This is a genomic window from Aeromonas sp. SER (assembly GCF_038739615.1).
Taxonomy (GTDB): Bacteria; Pseudomonadota; Gammaproteobacteria; order Enterobacterales; family Aeromonadaceae; genus Aeromonas; species Aeromonas jandaei.
The window spans coordinates 17,040-32,688 of record NZ_JBCGFC010000010.1; the positions used below are offsets into that span (position 1 = coordinate 17,040).

General features: G+C 62.0%; 15 protein-coding genes. 10 read left to right on the forward strand and 5 right to left on the reverse strand.

What is annotated here, in order from left to right; all coding sequences use genetic code 11:
* Positions 1 to 63 precede the first annotated feature (63 nt).
* Both fghA and AAHA41_RS15130 read right to left on the reverse strand, forming a co-directional pair.
* Entirely contained in the window at positions 64 to 900 is an 837-nt protein-coding gene (gene fghA, locus AAHA41_RS15125; RefSeq protein WP_323070008.1) for an S-formylglutathione hydrolase, read from the reverse strand.
* Between the two features lie 48 nt (positions 901 to 948).
* Complete coding sequence (locus AAHA41_RS15130; protein ID WP_323070006.1) at positions 949 to 2,076, reverse strand: S-(hydroxymethyl)glutathione dehydrogenase/class III alcohol dehydrogenase; 1,128 nt, start codon at positions 2,074 to 2,076, stop codon at positions 949 to 951.
* Positions 2,077 to 2,196: 120 nt separating this feature from the next.
* On the opposite strand from AAHA41_RS15130, the gene AAHA41_RS15135 reads away from it, so the two are divergent.
* The gene (locus AAHA41_RS15135; protein WP_139426484.1) at positions 2,197 to 3,102 is read left to right on the forward strand and encodes a LysR substrate-binding domain-containing protein; all 906 of its coding nucleotides are present in this window, start codon (positions 2,197 to 2,199) and stop codon (positions 3,100 to 3,102) included.
* Between the two features lie 113 nt (positions 3,103 to 3,215).
* On the opposite strand, the gene AAHA41_RS15140 is transcribed toward AAHA41_RS15135, so the two are convergent.
* Complete coding sequence (locus AAHA41_RS15140; RefSeq protein WP_323070004.1) at positions 3,216 to 4,079, reverse strand: YicC/YloC family endoribonuclease; 864 nt, start codon at positions 4,077 to 4,079, stop codon at positions 3,216 to 3,218.
* 146 nt (positions 4,080 to 4,225) lie between these two features.
* Here AAHA41_RS15140 and rph point away from each other — a divergent pair, with 146 nt between their 5' ends.
* The 9 genes from rph (at position 4,226) to AAHA41_RS15185 (ending at position 13,712) form a co-directional block, all read left to right on the forward strand.
* Entirely contained in the window at positions 4,226 to 4,942 is a 717-nt protein-coding gene (gene rph, locus AAHA41_RS15145) for a ribonuclease PH (protein ID WP_026080315.1), read from the forward strand.
* Positions 4,943 to 5,017: 75 nt separating this feature from the next.
* Positions 5,018 to 5,671, forward strand: a complete 654-nt coding sequence (gene pyrE, locus AAHA41_RS15150; protein WP_010676102.1) for an orotate phosphoribosyltransferase — start codon at positions 5,018 to 5,020, stop codon at positions 5,669 to 5,671.
* Between the two features lie 179 nt (positions 5,672 to 5,850).
* Positions 5,851 to 8,283: a heavy metal translocating P-type ATPase gene (locus tag AAHA41_RS15155; RefSeq protein ID WP_323070003.1), complete on the forward strand. Its 2,433-nt coding sequence runs from the start codon at positions 5,851 to 5,853 to the stop codon at positions 8,281 to 8,283.
* Positions 8,284 to 8,293: 10 nt separating this feature from the next.
* Positions 8,294 to 8,683 (forward strand): Cu(I)-responsive transcriptional regulator, encoded by a 390-nt coding sequence (cueR, locus tag AAHA41_RS15160; RefSeq protein ID WP_041209465.1) that lies wholly within the window; start codon positions 8,294 to 8,296, stop codon positions 8,681 to 8,683.
* Between the two features lie 83 nt (positions 8,684 to 8,766).
* Complete coding sequence (locus AAHA41_RS15165) at positions 8,767 to 9,921, forward strand: diguanylate cyclase (protein ID WP_041209466.1); 1,155 nt, start codon at positions 8,767 to 8,769, stop codon at positions 9,919 to 9,921.
* A 30-nt stretch (positions 9,922 to 9,951) separates the two neighbouring features.
* The gene (locus tag AAHA41_RS15170) at positions 9,952 to 10,215 is read left to right on the forward strand and encodes a YihD family protein (RefSeq protein WP_005306857.1); all 264 of its coding nucleotides are present in this window, start codon (positions 9,952 to 9,954) and stop codon (positions 10,213 to 10,215) included.
* A 155-nt stretch (positions 10,216 to 10,370) separates the two neighbouring features.
* A complete protein-coding gene (ccoG, locus tag AAHA41_RS15175) occupies positions 10,371 to 11,822 on the forward strand; it encodes a cytochrome c oxidase accessory protein CcoG (RefSeq protein WP_042031955.1) in 1,452 nt (483 codons plus the stop codon).
* Positions 11,823 to 11,896: 74 nt separating this feature from the next.
* Positions 11,897 to 12,886 carry a serine/threonine protein kinase gene (locus AAHA41_RS15180; protein ID WP_323070001.1) on the forward strand — a complete coding sequence of 330 codons (990 nt, stop codon included), beginning with the start codon at positions 11,897 to 11,899 and terminating at the stop codon, positions 12,884 to 12,886.
* Between the two features lie 217 nt (positions 12,887 to 13,103).
* Complete coding sequence (locus AAHA41_RS15185; RefSeq protein ID WP_041209469.1) at positions 13,104 to 13,712, forward strand: thiol:disulfide interchange protein DsbA/DsbL; 609 nt, start codon at positions 13,104 to 13,106, stop codon at positions 13,710 to 13,712.
* A gap of 71 nt (positions 13,713 to 13,783) precedes the next feature.
* Here AAHA41_RS15185 and pncB read toward each other — a convergent pair whose 3' ends face one another.
* Both pncB and AAHA41_RS15195 read right to left on the reverse strand, forming a co-directional pair.
* Positions 13,784 to 14,962: a nicotinate phosphoribosyltransferase gene (gene pncB, locus AAHA41_RS15190; protein WP_041209470.1), complete on the reverse strand. Its 1,179-nt coding sequence runs from the start codon at positions 14,960 to 14,962 to the stop codon at positions 13,784 to 13,786.
* Position 14,963: 1 nt separating this feature from the next.
* The gene (locus tag AAHA41_RS15195) at positions 14,964 to 15,599 is read right to left on the reverse strand and encodes a nicotinamidase (protein ID WP_323070000.1); all 636 of its coding nucleotides are present in this window, start codon (positions 15,597 to 15,599) and stop codon (positions 14,964 to 14,966) included.
* Between the last annotated feature and the right edge of the window lie 50 nt (positions 15,600 to 15,649).

Here is a 15,649-nt window from a genome sequence, read left to right on the forward strand (position 1 = left end):
AGGCGGATCTTGTCCGATCACCACAACACTAACTGAAACAGGCCCGTTACGGGCCTGTGTTGATCAGAGGTGGCGGGCGTGAAAGCGCAGGTGCGCCTCGATAAAGCTCGCCACGAAGTAGTAGCTGTGGTCATAGCCCTCGTGGCGGTTGAGCTCCAGCGGCCACCCTTTGCTGGCCGCCACCTCGGCCAGCGCATCGATATGCAACTGCTCGGCGAGGAAGGGATCATCCAGCCCCACATCTACCAAGGTTGGTAGCGGCGTGACCGGCTGGTGGCGCAGCAGTTGGCAGGCATCCCACTCCTGCCACAGCAGAGGATTGCTGCCGAGATACGCCCCGAGCGCCTTCTGGCCCCAGGGGCAGCGGCTCGGGTGACAGATCGGGCTGAACGCCGAGACCGAGCGGTAGCGACCGGGCTCCCGCAACGCGGCGATCAGCGCACCGTGACCGCCCATGGAGTGGCCACTGATGGCGCGGTGGGTCGAGACCGGGAAGTGGGTCTCTATCAAGTCAGGCAGCTCGCGGGTGACGTAGTCATACATCTGGTAGTGCGCCTGCCAGGGGCTCTGGCTGGCATTGACGTAAAAGCCTGCTCCAATGCCGAGGTCATAACCGGGATCGTCGGCCACCCCGTCGCCGCGAGGGCTGGTGTCCGGCGCCACCAGTGCTATGCCCAGCTCGGCGGCGATACGCTGGGCCCCCGCCTTCTGCATGAAGTTCTCATCGGTGCAGGTGAGGCCGCTGAGCCAGTAGAGCACCGGCACCTTCTGGCCGGTGAGAGCCTGGGGCGGCAGATAGATGGCAAAATTCATCTCGCAGCCGAGCACGGTGGAGCTGTGGCGATAGCGCTTGTGCCAGCCGCCGAAGCTCTTGTTGCTGCTGATAATCTCCAGATTCATCGAAGGACTCCTGCACCCCGCCCACGATGGCGGGCGGGGTGATCATGCTCAGTAGTGGATGACGGTGCGGATGCTCTTGCCTTGGTGCATCAGATCGAACGCCTCGTTGATCTGCTCAAGCGGCATGGTGTGGGTGATGAAGTCATCGAGGCGGAACTCACCTTGCATGTAGCGCTGCACATAGCTCGGCAGTTCGCTGCGACCGCGCACCCCGCCGAAGGCGCTGCCGCGCCAGACCCGACCGGTGACCAGCTGGAACGGACGGGTGCTGATCTCCTGGCCGGCACCGGCCACGCCGATGATGACCGACTCGCCCCAGCCCTTGTGGCAGCACTCCAGCGCCGCGCGCATCACCTTGACGTTGCCGATGCATTCAAACGAGAAGTCGACGCCGCCGTCAGTCAGTTCGACGATCACCTCCTGGATGGGCTTGTCATAGTCGTTCGGGTTGATGCAGTCGGTGGCGCCCAGCTTGCGGGCCAGTTCGAACTTGCTCTCATTGATGTCGATGGCGATGATGCGACCGGCTTTGGCCAAACGGGCACCGATCACCGCCGAGAGGCCGATGCCACCCAGCCCGAAGATGGCGACGCTCTCACCCTCCTTCACCTTGGCGGTGTTCATCACGGCGCCGATGCCGGTGGTAATGCCGCAACCGAGCAGGCAGACCTCTTCCAGCGGGGCGGCCGGATCCACCTTGGCGATGGAGATCTCCGGCAGTACCGTGTATTCGCTGAAGGTGGAGGTGCCCATGTAGTGATAGATGGGCTGGCCATCTTTCGAGAAGCGGGTGGTGCCGTCCGGCATCAGCCCCTTGCCCTGAGTGGCGCGGATCTTCTGGCAGAGGTTGGTCTTGCCGGATTTGCAGAACTTGCACTCGCCGCACTCGGGGGTGTAGAGCGGGATCACGTGATCGCCCACCTTGACGCTGGTGACCCCTTCGCCGACCGATTCGACTATGCCGCCCCCCTCGTGGCCGAGAATGCAGGGGAAGACCCCTTCCGGATCCTCACCGGAGAGAGTGAAGGCATCGGTGTGGCAGACGCCGGTGGCGACGATGCGCACCCGCACCTCGCCCGCTTGCGGCGGCATGACCTCGATCTCTTCAATGGAGAGGGGCTGACCCGGGCCCCAGGCGATGGCGGCTTTACACTTGATGCTTTGAACCTGTGCCATGAATGACATCCTTCTTGTTGAGCAGGGTGAACAGAGATGAGTTCGGGCATTCAGTGTAGTTTCCCGCCGATTTGGTGATAATGAGGGCAAATCTCAAATCACTTTTACACACAGGTAATAATGTTCGGCTGGGAAGGGATCTGTGAATTTGTCAGCGTGGCCGAGCAGGGGGGCTTTACCCCGGCGGCGCGCAAGCTGGGGGTGTCGGTGGCGCAAGTGAGCCGTCAGGTGGCACAGCTGGAAGATCGGCTGCAGGCCAAGCTGCTGCTGCGCACCACCCGTCAGGTGCGGCTCACCGAGCTTGGCGAGATCTACTATCGCCACTGCCGCCAGCTGCTCGACAACCTCTACGAGGCGGAGCTGGCGGTGGGGCGTCATCAGGCGGTGCCGCAAGGGTCGCTGCGCATCACGGCCCCCGTCTCCTACGGCGAGAGCCGCATAGCCCCGCTGGTGAACGACTTCATGGTGCGCTTCCCCCAGCTGGAGGTGACCCTCAACCTGACCAACCAGCTGCTGGATCTGGTGCACGAGGGTTACGATCTGGCGCTGCGGCTCGGCCATCTCAAGGATTCGACGCTGGTGGCGCGCAAGCTGGCGCAGCGGGTGCCCTATGTCTGTGTCTCACCGGCCTATACCGCCCGCCACGGCATCCCCAACAGCCTCTCCGAGCTGACCCGCCACACCTGTCTGGTGGGCAACAGCGACGAGTGGCACTTCACCCTGGATGGCCGCCCCCACAGCGTGCGGGTGCGCGGCCTGTTGCAGTGCAACAGCGGCCACGCCCTGCTGGATGCAGCGCTCAAGGGGATCGGCATCATCCAGCTGCCAGACTACTACGTGAGCGACCATCTGGCCCGGGGGGAGCTGATCGAGCTGCTGCCCGAACTGCGGGCTCCGGCAGAGGGGATCTGGGCCCTCTATCCCCACAACCGTCACCTCTCCCCCAAGGTGCGACTGCTGGTGGACTATCTGGCCGAACGGCTGAGCGACCCGCACCAACCGGCGCTGGTGATGCCGATAGGCTAGGGCTTCTCTTGCTCGTTGGCTCACAGGCGGCAAACCCCATGGCCTGAAAATAAAAGAGCCCTTGAGAAATCAGGGGCTCTTTTGCAGGTAACAACCGGATAGTCAGCGACCCATCACTCGATGTTCTGAATTTGCTCGCGCATCTGCTCGATGAGGACTTTCAGCTCGACGGCGGACTGAGTCACTTCGGCGTTGATCGACTTTGAACCGAGCGTGTTCGACTCGCGGTTGAACTCCTGCATCATGAAGTCGAGACGACGGCCACAGGCGCCACCCTTTTTCATGATCTTGTTGGTTTCGCTGATGTGCATCTCCAGACGATCCAGCTCTTCGGCAACGTCGATCTTCTGGGCCAGCATGACGATCTCCTGCTCGATACGGGCCGGATCCAGCTCAACCTTGGCTTCGGCCAGCCGGTCGGTGAGCTTCTGGCGCTGCCACTCGATGATCTGCGGCAGATGGACGCGCACCTTCTTCACTTCCACCTGAATGCCGGCCAGACGCTGTTCGATCAGCGTCTTGAGGTTGGCCCCTTCGCTGGCGCGGGAGGCGAGGAAATCTTCCATGGTCAGGTCGAAACCAGCCATCAGTTCGGTGGCAACCGCGTCCATGTCCTGCTCGGCGGCAGCCATGACGCCCGGCCAGCGCAGTACATCGACCGGATTGAGCTGGCCCTGACCCGCCTCTTTCATTACCCAGCTAGCGCTGTCGATAATCAGCTTGGCCAGCTCTTCATTGATATGGAGTTGGCTGGCTGCGGCCTGAGCGGCCTCGAAGCGCAGGTTGCACTCCACCTTGCCGCGCTGCAGTTTGGCGCGGAAACGCTCACGCAGAACCGGCTCCAGGCTGCGCAGTTGCTCCGGCAGGCGAATGTAGGTCTCCAGATAACGCTGGTTGACCGAACGAATTTCCCAAACGGCTGTGCCCCAGTCGCCCTTGAGTTCCTTGCGGGCGTAGGCGGTCATGCTGTGAATCATTGATTGTTCCGGGCTTGATGAAGTGTGGCTGGATTATACCCAGCGGGGGCTGGTGCGTCAGCCGAAGTGTTGGTTTTAGCGGCTGATATTTGGGCCGCGATGGCTTATACTCCTGCGCCAATTCAGCCAGCCCAGAGGTCCGTCCCATGTCACGTCCAAGCGATCGCACTGCCGCGCAGCTTCGTCCGGTCACCATTACCCGCCACTTCACCAAGCATGCTGAAGGGTCCGTGCTGGTGGAATTCGGCAACACCCGCGTGCTCTGCACCGCCAGCGTCGACACCAGCGTGCCGCGCTTCCTGAAAGGGAAGAATCAGGGCTGGGTCACCGCCGAATACGGCATGTTGCCGCGCTCCACCCACTCCCGGATGAACCGCGAAGCGGCCTCCGGCAAGCAGAGTGGCCGTACTCTGGAGATCTCCCGGCTGATCGCACGCTCCCTGCGCGCGGCGGTAGACCTGACCGCCCTTGGCGAGCACTCCATCACAGTTGACTGTGATGTGCTGCAAGCCGATGGCGGCACCCGTACCGCCTCCATTACCGGTGCCTGTGTGGCGCTGGTGGATGCGCTGAACTGGATGGTCGAGAAGGGCATGATTAAGCAGAGCCCGCTCAAGCAGATGATCGCCGCCGTTTCCGTCGGCATGTATCAGGGCGAAGCCATCTGCGATCTGGAGTACATCGAAGACTCCGCCGCCGAGACCGACATGAACGTGGTGATGACCGAAGATGGTCGCATCATCGAGGTGCAGGGCACCGCGGAGGCCGAGCCCTTCACCCATGAAGAGTTGTTGGAGATGCTGGCGCTCGCCAAGGGCGGCATCGCCGACATCATTGCGCTGCAGAAGCAGTCGCTCTCCTGATTTTAAAAACGCGGCATTGACCGCGTTTTTTTATACCCCCACACAAGACAACGACAAGCCAAGCAAGGAGCCAGAATGAAAGCCTACCAGCGTCAATTTATCGAGTTCGCCCTGGAGAAACAGGTTCTCAAATTCGGTGAATTTACCCTGAAATCCGGTCGTAAAAGCCCCTACTTCTTCAACGCCGGTCTGTTCAACAGCGGCCGCGATCTGGCCCGTCTCGGCCGCTTCTATGCCGCCGCCCTGATGGATGCCGGTATCGAGTTCGATGTACTGTTTGGCCCGGCCTACAAAGGGATCCCCATCGCCTCCGCCACCGCGGTGCAGCTGGTGGAGCAGCATGACGTGGATGTGCCCTGGTGCTTCAACCGCAAGGAGGCCAAGGATCATGGCGAGGGCGGCAATCTGGTGGGTAGTCCGCTCAAGGGGCGCATCATGCTGGTGGACGATGTCATCACCGCCGGCACCGCCATCCGCGAATCCATGGATCTGATCCAGGCCAACGGCGCCTCCCTGGCGGGTGTGCTGATCGCGCTGGACCGTCAGGAGAAGGGCAAGGGCGAGCTCTCCGCCATTCAGGAGGTGGAGCGTGACTACGGCGCCCACATCATCGCCATCATCCAGATGAGCGACCTGATCCAGTATCTGGAAGAGAAGCAGGCCGAACAGCCGGAGCTGGCGGCGCAACTGGCGGCCATGAAGGCTTACCGCGCCCAGTACGGTATCTGAGTTCCGCTCACACCGCGCAATAGCTGAATGCGGCGCCCGTTTGTTCTCTGGCAGCAAACGGGCGCCGTTTTTTTCATCTGCAAAAAGTGGATCATGTGGCTTGAGCTTGCCCTTACAGTAAAGGTTAGGGTTTGCAAGTCGGCGTTTTGTGGTGCCGACGGGTTCCGGGGAGGAACAACATGACCACTCATCTTCAATTACCCATTCATCTGCAGTTGCCGCTCAGCGGCATGAGCTGCGCCAACTGCGCAGGCCGTATCGCGACCAGTCTCAACAAACTCGACGGGGTATCGGCCACCGTCAATTTCGCGCTGGAGCAGGCGGCCATCGAGCTGGCCAGCCCCGACCGTCTGCCTGCGGTGCTCGACAGCATCAAAAGTCAGGGTTATGACTACGGCAGCGAGACCTTTTTGTTTCAAATTACCGGTATGACTTGTGCCGGTTGTTCGGCTCGACTGAACAAGATGCTGGCCGCGCTGCCCGGCGTTATCTCGGCAGAGGTCAATTTCTCCATCGAACAGGCCCGGATCGTGCTGGTCCCCGGGATGCAGACCCCGGCCGCTTTGCGCGAGCAGGTCGAAGCGCTCGGCTTTGGCGCCCAGCTGGCACAAGGCTCGGCCAGCGGCCGCCGCCAGCAGTTGCTGGAGCGAGAAGCGCAGGAGGCCGCCACTGCCCGTCAGGCGCAAACCCGGGTCATCGTCTCGGCCCTGCTGACCCTGCCGCTGCTGGTGGGGATGCTTGCCATGGCCGGACTGTTCCCCTGGCATCTGCCCGCCTGGCTGGAGCTGCTGCTCGCCACCCCGGTGCAGTTCTGGATCGGTGCCCGCTTCTATCGCGGCGCCTGGCTCGCCATCAAGAACCGCGCCGCCAATATGGATGTGCTGGTGGCAACCGGCACCAGCGCGGCCTACTTCTACAGTCTCTATCTGTTGTTGACGCTGGGGATGGCTGCCAGCGGCAAGCTCTATTTCGAGGCGAGCGCCATCATCATTACCCTGATCTCCCTCGGCAAGTTGCTGGAAGCTCGGGCCAGACGCAGCACCCAGTCCGCCATTCGCGAACTGATGGCGCTGCGGCCGGAAACCGCCACCGTCTGGCGTGGCGAGAGCTGGCAGAGCGTCGCCATTGACGAGGTGCTGCGCGGCGATCGGCTGCGGGTGCTGGTGGGAGAGCGGGTGCCGGTGGACGGCAAAATCGTGAGCGGCGCCAGCGAGCTGGATGAGTCTATCCTCACCGGCGAGAGCCTGCCGGTGCCGCGCAGTGCGGGCGACAAGGTGCTGGGCTGTGCCATCAACCGCTCCGGCGTGCTGGAAATTGAAGCCACTACGGTGGGGGAGGACTCCAGCCTCAGCAAGATCATCGCACTGGTGGAGAGTGCCCAGATGGGCAAGGCCCCGCTACAACAGCTGGTGGACAAGGTCTCCGCCGTGTTCGTGCCGGTGGTGATGGCCATCGCCCTGTTCACCCTGCTGGTGTGGTACGCCATCAGCAACGACTTCGGTCAGGCGCTGCTGGCAGCGGTGGCGGTGCTGGTGATCGCCTGCCCCTGTGCGCTGGGGCTGGCTACACCGGCGGCCATCGTCACTGGCACCGGGGTGGCGGCGCGCCACGGCATTCTGATCAAGGATGTGGATACCCTGCAGAAGGCCCACGCCATCAAGGCGCTCATCTTCGACAAGACCGGCACGCTCACTCAGGGTAAACCTGTGCTGGCGAGCTGGAGCGGTAATGACGAGCAGCTGCGCCTCGCCGCCGCCCTGCAGCAGGCGAGTGAACACCCGCTGGCGCTGGCGATGCGTGAGGCAGTCGGTGAGGAGGGAGTGCTGCCCCAGCCAGAAGCTGTCGAGGTGCGGGTCGGTGCTGGCATAGTGGGGCAGGTCGCCGGCCACAGGGTCGCCATCGGCAATGGCTCCCTGCTGGCCCAGCTCGGTATTGAGCAGCCGCAACAGGATGAACAGCCCGCCGACGGCGCGACCCGGGTTTGGGTTGCCGTTGATGGCACGGTCGCCGGCATCGCGGCGCTGGCCGATACCCTGCGCCCCGAGAGCCCGGAAGCCATCGCCACCCTGCGCCAGCGCGGCATCGCCAGCTGGCTGGTGAGCGGCGATGCACCGGCGCCGGTGGCCCATATCGCCGCCAAGCTGGGGCTGGACGGGGCCTTCGACTCCGTGCTGCCAGCCGGCAAGGTGGAGAAGGTCGCGGCGCTGCGGGCGCAAACCCGCGGGCTGGTGGCCATGGTGGGGGACGGGGTGAACGACGCCCCGGCGCTGGCGGCGGCGGATGTCGGCATCGCCATGGGCTCCGGCTCCGATGTGGCGATGGAGACCGCTTCAATCACCCTGATGCGATCCGACCCGCGGCTGGTGGCCGATGCCATCGATATCTCGGCGGCGACCTGGCGCACCATCCAGCAGAATCTGTTCTGGGCCTTCGTGTTCAATATCATCGGCATTCCGCTGGCGGCACTGGGTTACCTCAGCCCCGAGCTGGCGGGGGCGGCCATGGCCCTGAGCAGCATCACAGTTTTGAGCAATTCCCTGTTACTGAAACGCTGGCAGCCACGGGCACTTGCCCAGGTCAGCCACAATGTCAGCACTGAATCGAACCGTTAAGGAGTCATCCATGAACATCAGCAAGGTAGCCAAGGCCACGGGACTGACCGCCAAAACCATCCGTTACTACGAGAGCATCGGCCTCATCTCGGCGCCGGTGCGCAGCGACAACGGCTACCGCAGCTACACCGAATCGGCCCTGCGCGAGCTGCGTTTCGTCAAGCGGGCGCGGGAGACCGGCTTCAATCTGGAGGAGTGTCAGGAGCTGCTGGCGCTCTACCGTGACGAGCACAGAACCAGTGCCCAGGTGAAGAAGCTGGCTCAGGAGAAGATCGTCGATCTGCGGGCTCGCATCGCCGGGCTGCAGGCCATGCTCAGCTCGCTGGAGGGGCTGGTCTGCTGCTGTCACGGGGATGAAAACCCCGAGTGCCCGATCCTCGACGAGCTGGAGCGCGGTTGAGTAACTGCTTAATAAAAAACGCTTTATTGTTGCTCAATGAGGGGTAGTGGTAGACTGCTTGGCTCTTGTACAGGAGTACTCAGTTGACCCAGAGTGTGACACGTCAGGTCAGGCAGGCCATCATGGTCCAGCTCTACACCCATGCTTCGTTCAGTCTGCCCTGTCTGGGCTTGCTGGCGTTTGGCTGGAGTCTGCTTTTTCACGACTACCTGCCCGCCAGTGAAGCGCTCGGGTGGCTGGTCGGGGTGTTGCTGTTGCTGCTGTGCCGTGGCTGGCATCTGCGCTGGCGCCAGCCCAGATTGCACCAGACGCCGCTGCCCCTGCTGGAGCGGGAGCTCTTTATCGGGGTGACCATCACCTCCATCAGCTGGGCGCTGGGTGTGCTGCTCTACATGGACAAGCTGCCCGACACCTATCGCGCGGCCATGATGATGCTCACCAGCCTGATCCTCACCGGCAGCGCCATCATGCTGTTTGGCAGTCGCCGCTCGCTCTACGGTGCCGTGTTGCCGCTCGGGTGCGCCATGCTGTTCGAGCTGGGGGCGGGCAATGAGCAGGAGCGGATTGTCTCCTGCATGCTGGCGGGCTACCTCTTCGTCTTCTTGCCGACCCTGCTGCGCCGTCTGCGGCGGGATCAGATCGCCTCGCTCCACCACCGCTTCTCCAACGCCGAACTGGTGGCAGAGCTGAAAGCGGTTTCCGAACATCTGCGCCTCACCTCCCGTCTCGACGGCCTGACCGGCATCGCCAACCGTGCCCATCTCGACGACTGTCTGGAGCGCGCCTGGCGCCGCTGCCACCGGGCCCGGGCACCGCTGTCACTGGTGCTGGTGGATGTGGATTACTTCAAGCAGTTCAACGATCTCTATGGTCACCAGCTGGGGGATGACTGCCTGCAACAGGTGGCTGGTTTGCTGGCCGAGGTGGAGCGGCGCGAGGACGATCTGGCGGCCCGTTACGGTGGCGAGGAGTTTGCGTTGCTGCTGCCCTGCACCGGCATGCAGGGGGCGCTGCAGGTGGCGGACAATGTGCGGCAATCCCTCAAGGAGCTGGCCATCCCGCACCAGAAATCACTGGTCTCCGGTCGGGTCACATGTAGCTTTGGTGTTGCCACTCTGATACCGGACAACAGCATGAAAATCGCCGATTTGATCCAAAAAGCGGATGCGGCCCTCTATCAGGCCAAGCATAATGGGCGGGATCGAATCGAAGTAGCCTTGATGGGTAAGGTTGCCTGAGTTAATACAGACAGATTAAAGAGGTTGTCTATGCAATGTCATCGTATCGAAGAGCTGCTGGAGTTGTTGCAGCCTGCCTGGATCAAGGAACAGGATCTCAGCCTGGTGCAGTTTGTTGCCAAACTGGCCGAAGAAGCGGGTTTTGAAGGTCCCCTGTCCGAGCTGACCGACGACATGCTGATCTATCACCTCAAGATGCGGGAATCCGACAAGCAAGCGATGATCCCGGGTCTGGCCAAGGATCATGTGCCCGATTTCAAAGAGGCACTGCTCAAGGCGCGCGGAATCAAGTGAATCTTTAACAGAAGCACATCACCGCAAGGTGATGTGCTTTTTTGTTGCCGAAATTTGCGATCCAACCCCAATATTAGATACATCTAATCCACACAATTAGCAGGTTGTTTAAGATATAATCCGCTCCATAACAAATAAGGGAGCGATGTCTTGTAATGGCCGATCACGAGAAAATCGATATCAAGGATGTCACCGACAAGAGCGTAACCGGGACTTTCAACCCCAATACGTTCAAAGCCAGCGATGACAGATTCAACCCCGGCAACCGTATCTACGTCCGGGCCCAGACCGGTTACTGGCAGCGGGTGCGCAAAGGGATGGGCTGGTTCTTCGTTGCCCTCTTCGTGCTGCTGCCCTGGCTGCGCTACGAGGGGCGACAGGCGGTGCTGTTCGACCTCGGCCATCAGCAGTTCCACGTCTTTGGTGCCACCATCTGGCCGCAGGATCTGACCCTGCTCGCCTGGCTCTTCATGATCGCCGCCTTCGGGCTTTTCTTTATTACCACCTTCCTCGGTCGGGTCTGGTGTGGTTATCTCTGCCCGCAGACGGTCTGGACCTTCATGTTCATCTGGTTCGAAGAGAAGCTGGAGGGGCCGGCCAACAAGCGGCGCAAGCTGGACGAAGCCCCCTGGAGCGGCGAGAAGCTGGCTCGCAAGGGGGCCAAGCATCTGGCCTGGCTGCTCATCTCGCTGGTCACCGGCCTGACCTTTGTCGCCTACTTCCAGGATGTGACCCGGCTGGTGCCGGATGTGCTGACCCTCAAGGCAAGCGGCTGGGTGCTGTTCTGGGTGAGTTTCTTCACCATCATCACCTACGGCAACGCCGGCTGGATGCGCGCCATCATGTGTATCCACATGTGCCCCTATGCCCGCTTCCAGTCCGCCATGTTCGACAAGGACACCTTCATCGTCGGCTATGACCCCAAGCGGGGCGAGACCCGCGGTGCCCGCTCGCGCAAGGCCGATTACAAGGCGCTGGGGCTGGGTGATTGCATCGACTGCGACCTCTGCGTGCAGGTCTGCCCGACCGGTATCGATATCCGTGACGGTCTGCAGTACGAGTGCATCAACTGCGGCGCCTGCGTCGACGCCTGTGACCAGACCATGGAGCGGATGGGTTATCCGAAGGGGCTCATCAGCTACACCACCGAGCACAAGCTGGCCAACGACTCTACCCATGTGGCGCGGCCCAAGCTGATTGGTTATGGCCTGGTGATGGCCACCATGCTGGGGGTGTTTGCCTACAACGCCATGTCCATCATGCCGATGGGGCTCGATATCCTGCGGGATCGCAACCAGCTGTTCCGCGAGAACAACGACGGGCTTATCGAGAACACCTATACCCTCAAGATCCTCAACAAGACCCTGCAACCCCAGACCTACCAGCTGGATGTGGAGGGGCTGCCCGAGTATCAGTGGTTCGGCCCCCGTGAAGTGACTCTGAAGGCGGGCGAGATCTACACCCTGCCGGTCAGTCTGGCGGTGGATCCCTACAACCTGAAGCGGCCGACGCTGGATATCCAGTTCGTGCTCAAGCGGGAAGGGGCCGCCCCTGATGACAGCAAGGGCAACCTGCGTCAGGGCAGCAAGTTTATCGGCCGGTTGTAACGGTCTGGCCTGCCGCCATGCACGGCAATGGCGGGCAGTAGTGATAGAATGGGGCGCAACGGCGCCCCTTTCTTATGGTGGATGACATGCGTTTCAACTATTCCGATCTCACTCCCGACCTCATCATGGATGCGCTGGATCTCAGCGGTCTGCGGCTCGACTCCGGTCTTATCGAGCTCAACAGCTACGAAAACCGGGTCTACCAGTTTCAGGATGAGGATCGTCGCCGCTATGTGGTGAAGTTCTACCGACCCGGCCGCTGGAGCCGGGCCCAGATCCTCGAAGAGCACGAGTTTGCCGCCCGCCTCTGTGAGGAGGAGATCCCGGTCGCCGCGCCGCTCGCCTTTGCCGGCGAGACCCTGCTGGAGCATGAGGGCTACCCGTTTGCCATCTGGCAGAGCGTCGGGGGACGCCAGTTCGAGGTGGACAACCTCGACCAGCTGGAGTGGGTGGGGCGCTATCTTGGCCGCATCCATCAACTCGGAGCCAGCAAGCCGTTCCACCACCGGGTTCGTCTCGACGTGGATAGCATGCTGCACGAGCCGCGTCAGCTGCTGGCGTCTGGCGAGTGGTTGCCAAGCGGGCTGGCCAAGCAGTTCTTCGGGGTGCTGGACGAGCTGATCAAGCATGTCAGCGACGCCATGACCCTCGATGTGGCGCAGATCTCCCTGCATGGTGACTGCCACCCGGGCAACATCCTCTGGCGCGATGGCCCCATGTTTGTCGACCTCGATGATTGCCGCACCGGCCCTGCCGTTCAGGATCTCTGGATGATGCTGAATGGCGAGCGCAACGAGCAGTTGATCCAGCTCGACACCCTGCTGGCTGGCTACGAGGAGTTCATGGAGTTCGATTCGCGCGAGCTGGCGCTCATCGAGCCGCTGCGGGCGATGCGCATCGTCCACTACATGACCTGGCTGGCACGGCGCTGGGAAGACCCGGCCTTCCCCCGTCACTTCCCCTGGTTCAATACCGATCACTACTGGCGTCAGCAGATAGCGACCCTGCACGACCAGCTGGAGGCGCTCAAGGCTCCGCCGCTCACCCTGACGCCCGGCTGGTGAGCCAGCTGGCCGGAGTGGCTGAGGGATGAGTCAGCAGCGGTTATGCGCGGGCTGTCGCCGCTCCTGATCACCGGTCGGCAGCGAGGGGAGGAAATGAGCGGCAAGAGGGACTCAATCTCCTGTTCTGGCCATTGACTGGGCAGAGGTGACGCAATAGGCTTGGCACTGCTTCGGTTCGCCGGGCGTGCCTCACAGTGATCCCTTAACAGGAAACATCATGAAAAAAATCCTATTTTTCCTTGCTGCCATGCTGATGATCCCCATGGTTCACGCCGCCCCCGAGTTCAAGGAAGGCGTCAACTACGATGTGGTGAAACAGACTGGTACCGCCCAGCCGGAAGTGATGGAGTTCTTCTCCTACTACTGCCCGCACTGCGCCACCTTTGAACCGATCGTCGAGCAGATGAAAGCCGAGCTGCCCAAGGGTGTCACCCTGAAGAAGAACCCGGTCGGTTTCCTCGGCCGTGAAATGGGCCCGGAGATGCAGCGTGCCTACGCCGTTGCCAGCCTGCTCAACGCCGAAGCCAAGCTGACCCCGGCCATCTTCAACAAGATCCATGTTCAGCGTCAGCCGCCGATGAGCCGCGATGACGTGAAGCAGCTCTTCGTCGCTAACGGTGTACCGGCCGAAGAGTTTGACGGCGCCGTCGACAGCTTCGCCGTGTCCGGCATGGTCTCCCAGTTCGATCGCAACATGGAGAGCTACAACATCCGTGGCGTACCTGCCTTCCTGGTGAACGGCAAGTACATGATCAAAATTGAATCCATCTCCTCTCAGGAGCAGTTCAACCAGCTGGTGAAATTCCTGCTGGCCAAGAAAGACTGATCACTCTTGAATCGATAAAAAGCCCGCCGGTGCAAACCGGCGGGCTTTTTGTTTTCTGGCAATCTGGCAGGTCAGACCCCGACGTGGAACGCTTGCTTGAGGTTGCGGATAAACTCCGCATCCCGGCAGAGGGTCTTGCCCGGGCTGTCGGAGATCTTGGCAACCGGGCCGCCATTGCACTCGATCAGCTTGAACACGATGTTCATCGGGCTGACGCCGGGCAGGTCGCAGGTGAGCTTGGTGCCGATGCCGAAGCTGGTGTTGATTCGGCCGCGGAAGTGGCGGAACAGTTCGACCGCCTTGTCGAGATTGAGGCCGTCGGAGAAGACCAGGGTCTTCTCGGCAGGGTCGATACCGAGGCGCTGATAGTGGCTGATCGCCTTCTCGCCCCATACCACAGGATCGCCGGAGTCGTGGCGCAAGCCCTGATAGCGGCTGGCCAGCTCGAAGTCGAAGTCGCGCAGGAAGGCATCCATGGTGATGCAGTCGGTCAGCGCGATGCCGAGATGGTCGGTGAACTCGTCCAGCCAGCTGGTGAGGGCGGCGCGCTGGCTGTGCTCCAGCGGGAAGCCGAGCTGCTGGTGCGCCTGGAACCACTCGTGGGCCTGGGTGCCGACGGCAGGCAGCTGGTACTTCTGGGCCAGCATGTAGTTGCTGGTGCCGCGAAATGCCGGCAGCCGCTCCTTGAGGCGACCCACCACGGCATCCTGTACCGCGTGGGAGAAGCGGCGGCGGGTGCCGAAGTCGATGAGGTTGAACTCGCTCATCTCGTCGCGACTCAGCTCTCGCTCCAGCTTGTCGAGCTTCTGATCTAGCCGCTCCAGCGCGTGGCTGACGCCAAACTGGGGGTAGCGGAAGCGGTTGCGCATCTCGCTGATGATGGCGAGCACCGGGATCTCCCACAGGATCACATCCTGCCACGGCCCCTCGACCCGCACATTGATGCGGCCATCCTGTTCGAACACCTTCAGCAGGGAGGCGTCGAGCGGCTTGCGGCGCAGATGGTCGAGGTAGTCAGGGGTGAAGAAGGGGCGCTCGGCCAGAAAGTGGTGCTCGGATTTGGTCAGCCGCAGGGAGCCGGCGAGGCGCAGTTGCTCCTCGATCTGCCCCATCATGGGCAGCAGGTCCTCTTCGTTGCGGCTGTGGAATTCAGCCACCACCTCGGCATCCGGATAGCGATGAAACACCGCTTGCTGCATGTGCAGCTTGTAGGCGTCGGTGTCGAGCAGGCTGGTTAGGATAGGGGGCATATCAGGCGTCCAGCAGGCGTTGAACATCGGTCAGGGTCTGGGCCAGTTCGGCGCCAGCCTCGATCATCTGGGTGTGGGCGCTGGCAATCGTCTTGGGCGCAATGCCACGGCAGGCATCGAGGTGGACGATCACCCGGAAACCGGCGCGGCGCAGTTGCAGCACGCTGGTCTTGACGCAGTAGTCGGTGGCGAGGCCGCCGACCAGCACAGTGGTGACACCACGGGCTTGCAGGAATTCGATGAGGCCGGTACTGCGGCGCTCGGCCAGATCGTGGAAACAGGTGCCATAGGGGTGCAGGTCAGGCTCGACTCCCTTCCAGATGAAGAAGTCGTAATCGATAGGGGCGGGCAGGCCGTCGAGCAGCTCGAATCCCTTGCTGCCGGGGACGCAGTGTACCGGCCAGGTGAGATCGGCGTTAGGAAAATCAAGCGGTTGCAGCATGGTAGCAGGCTCGCTGGCCACCCAGACCGCATTGGCGGGGTGGGCATCCTTGCTGCCGATGCGCAGGCTGGCGAGGGTGGCCTGAGCGTTGAGGGCCGCCACAATATCATCCCCGCCCGCGACGGGCAGTTCGTTCGGGCAGAGAGGGGTAAAGCCCTTCTGCGCATCAATATCCAGACTGGCGACGGTTCCCATGATTGGCTCCTGCACATACTATTCGTGTGATATTATCTACCAAACATTAA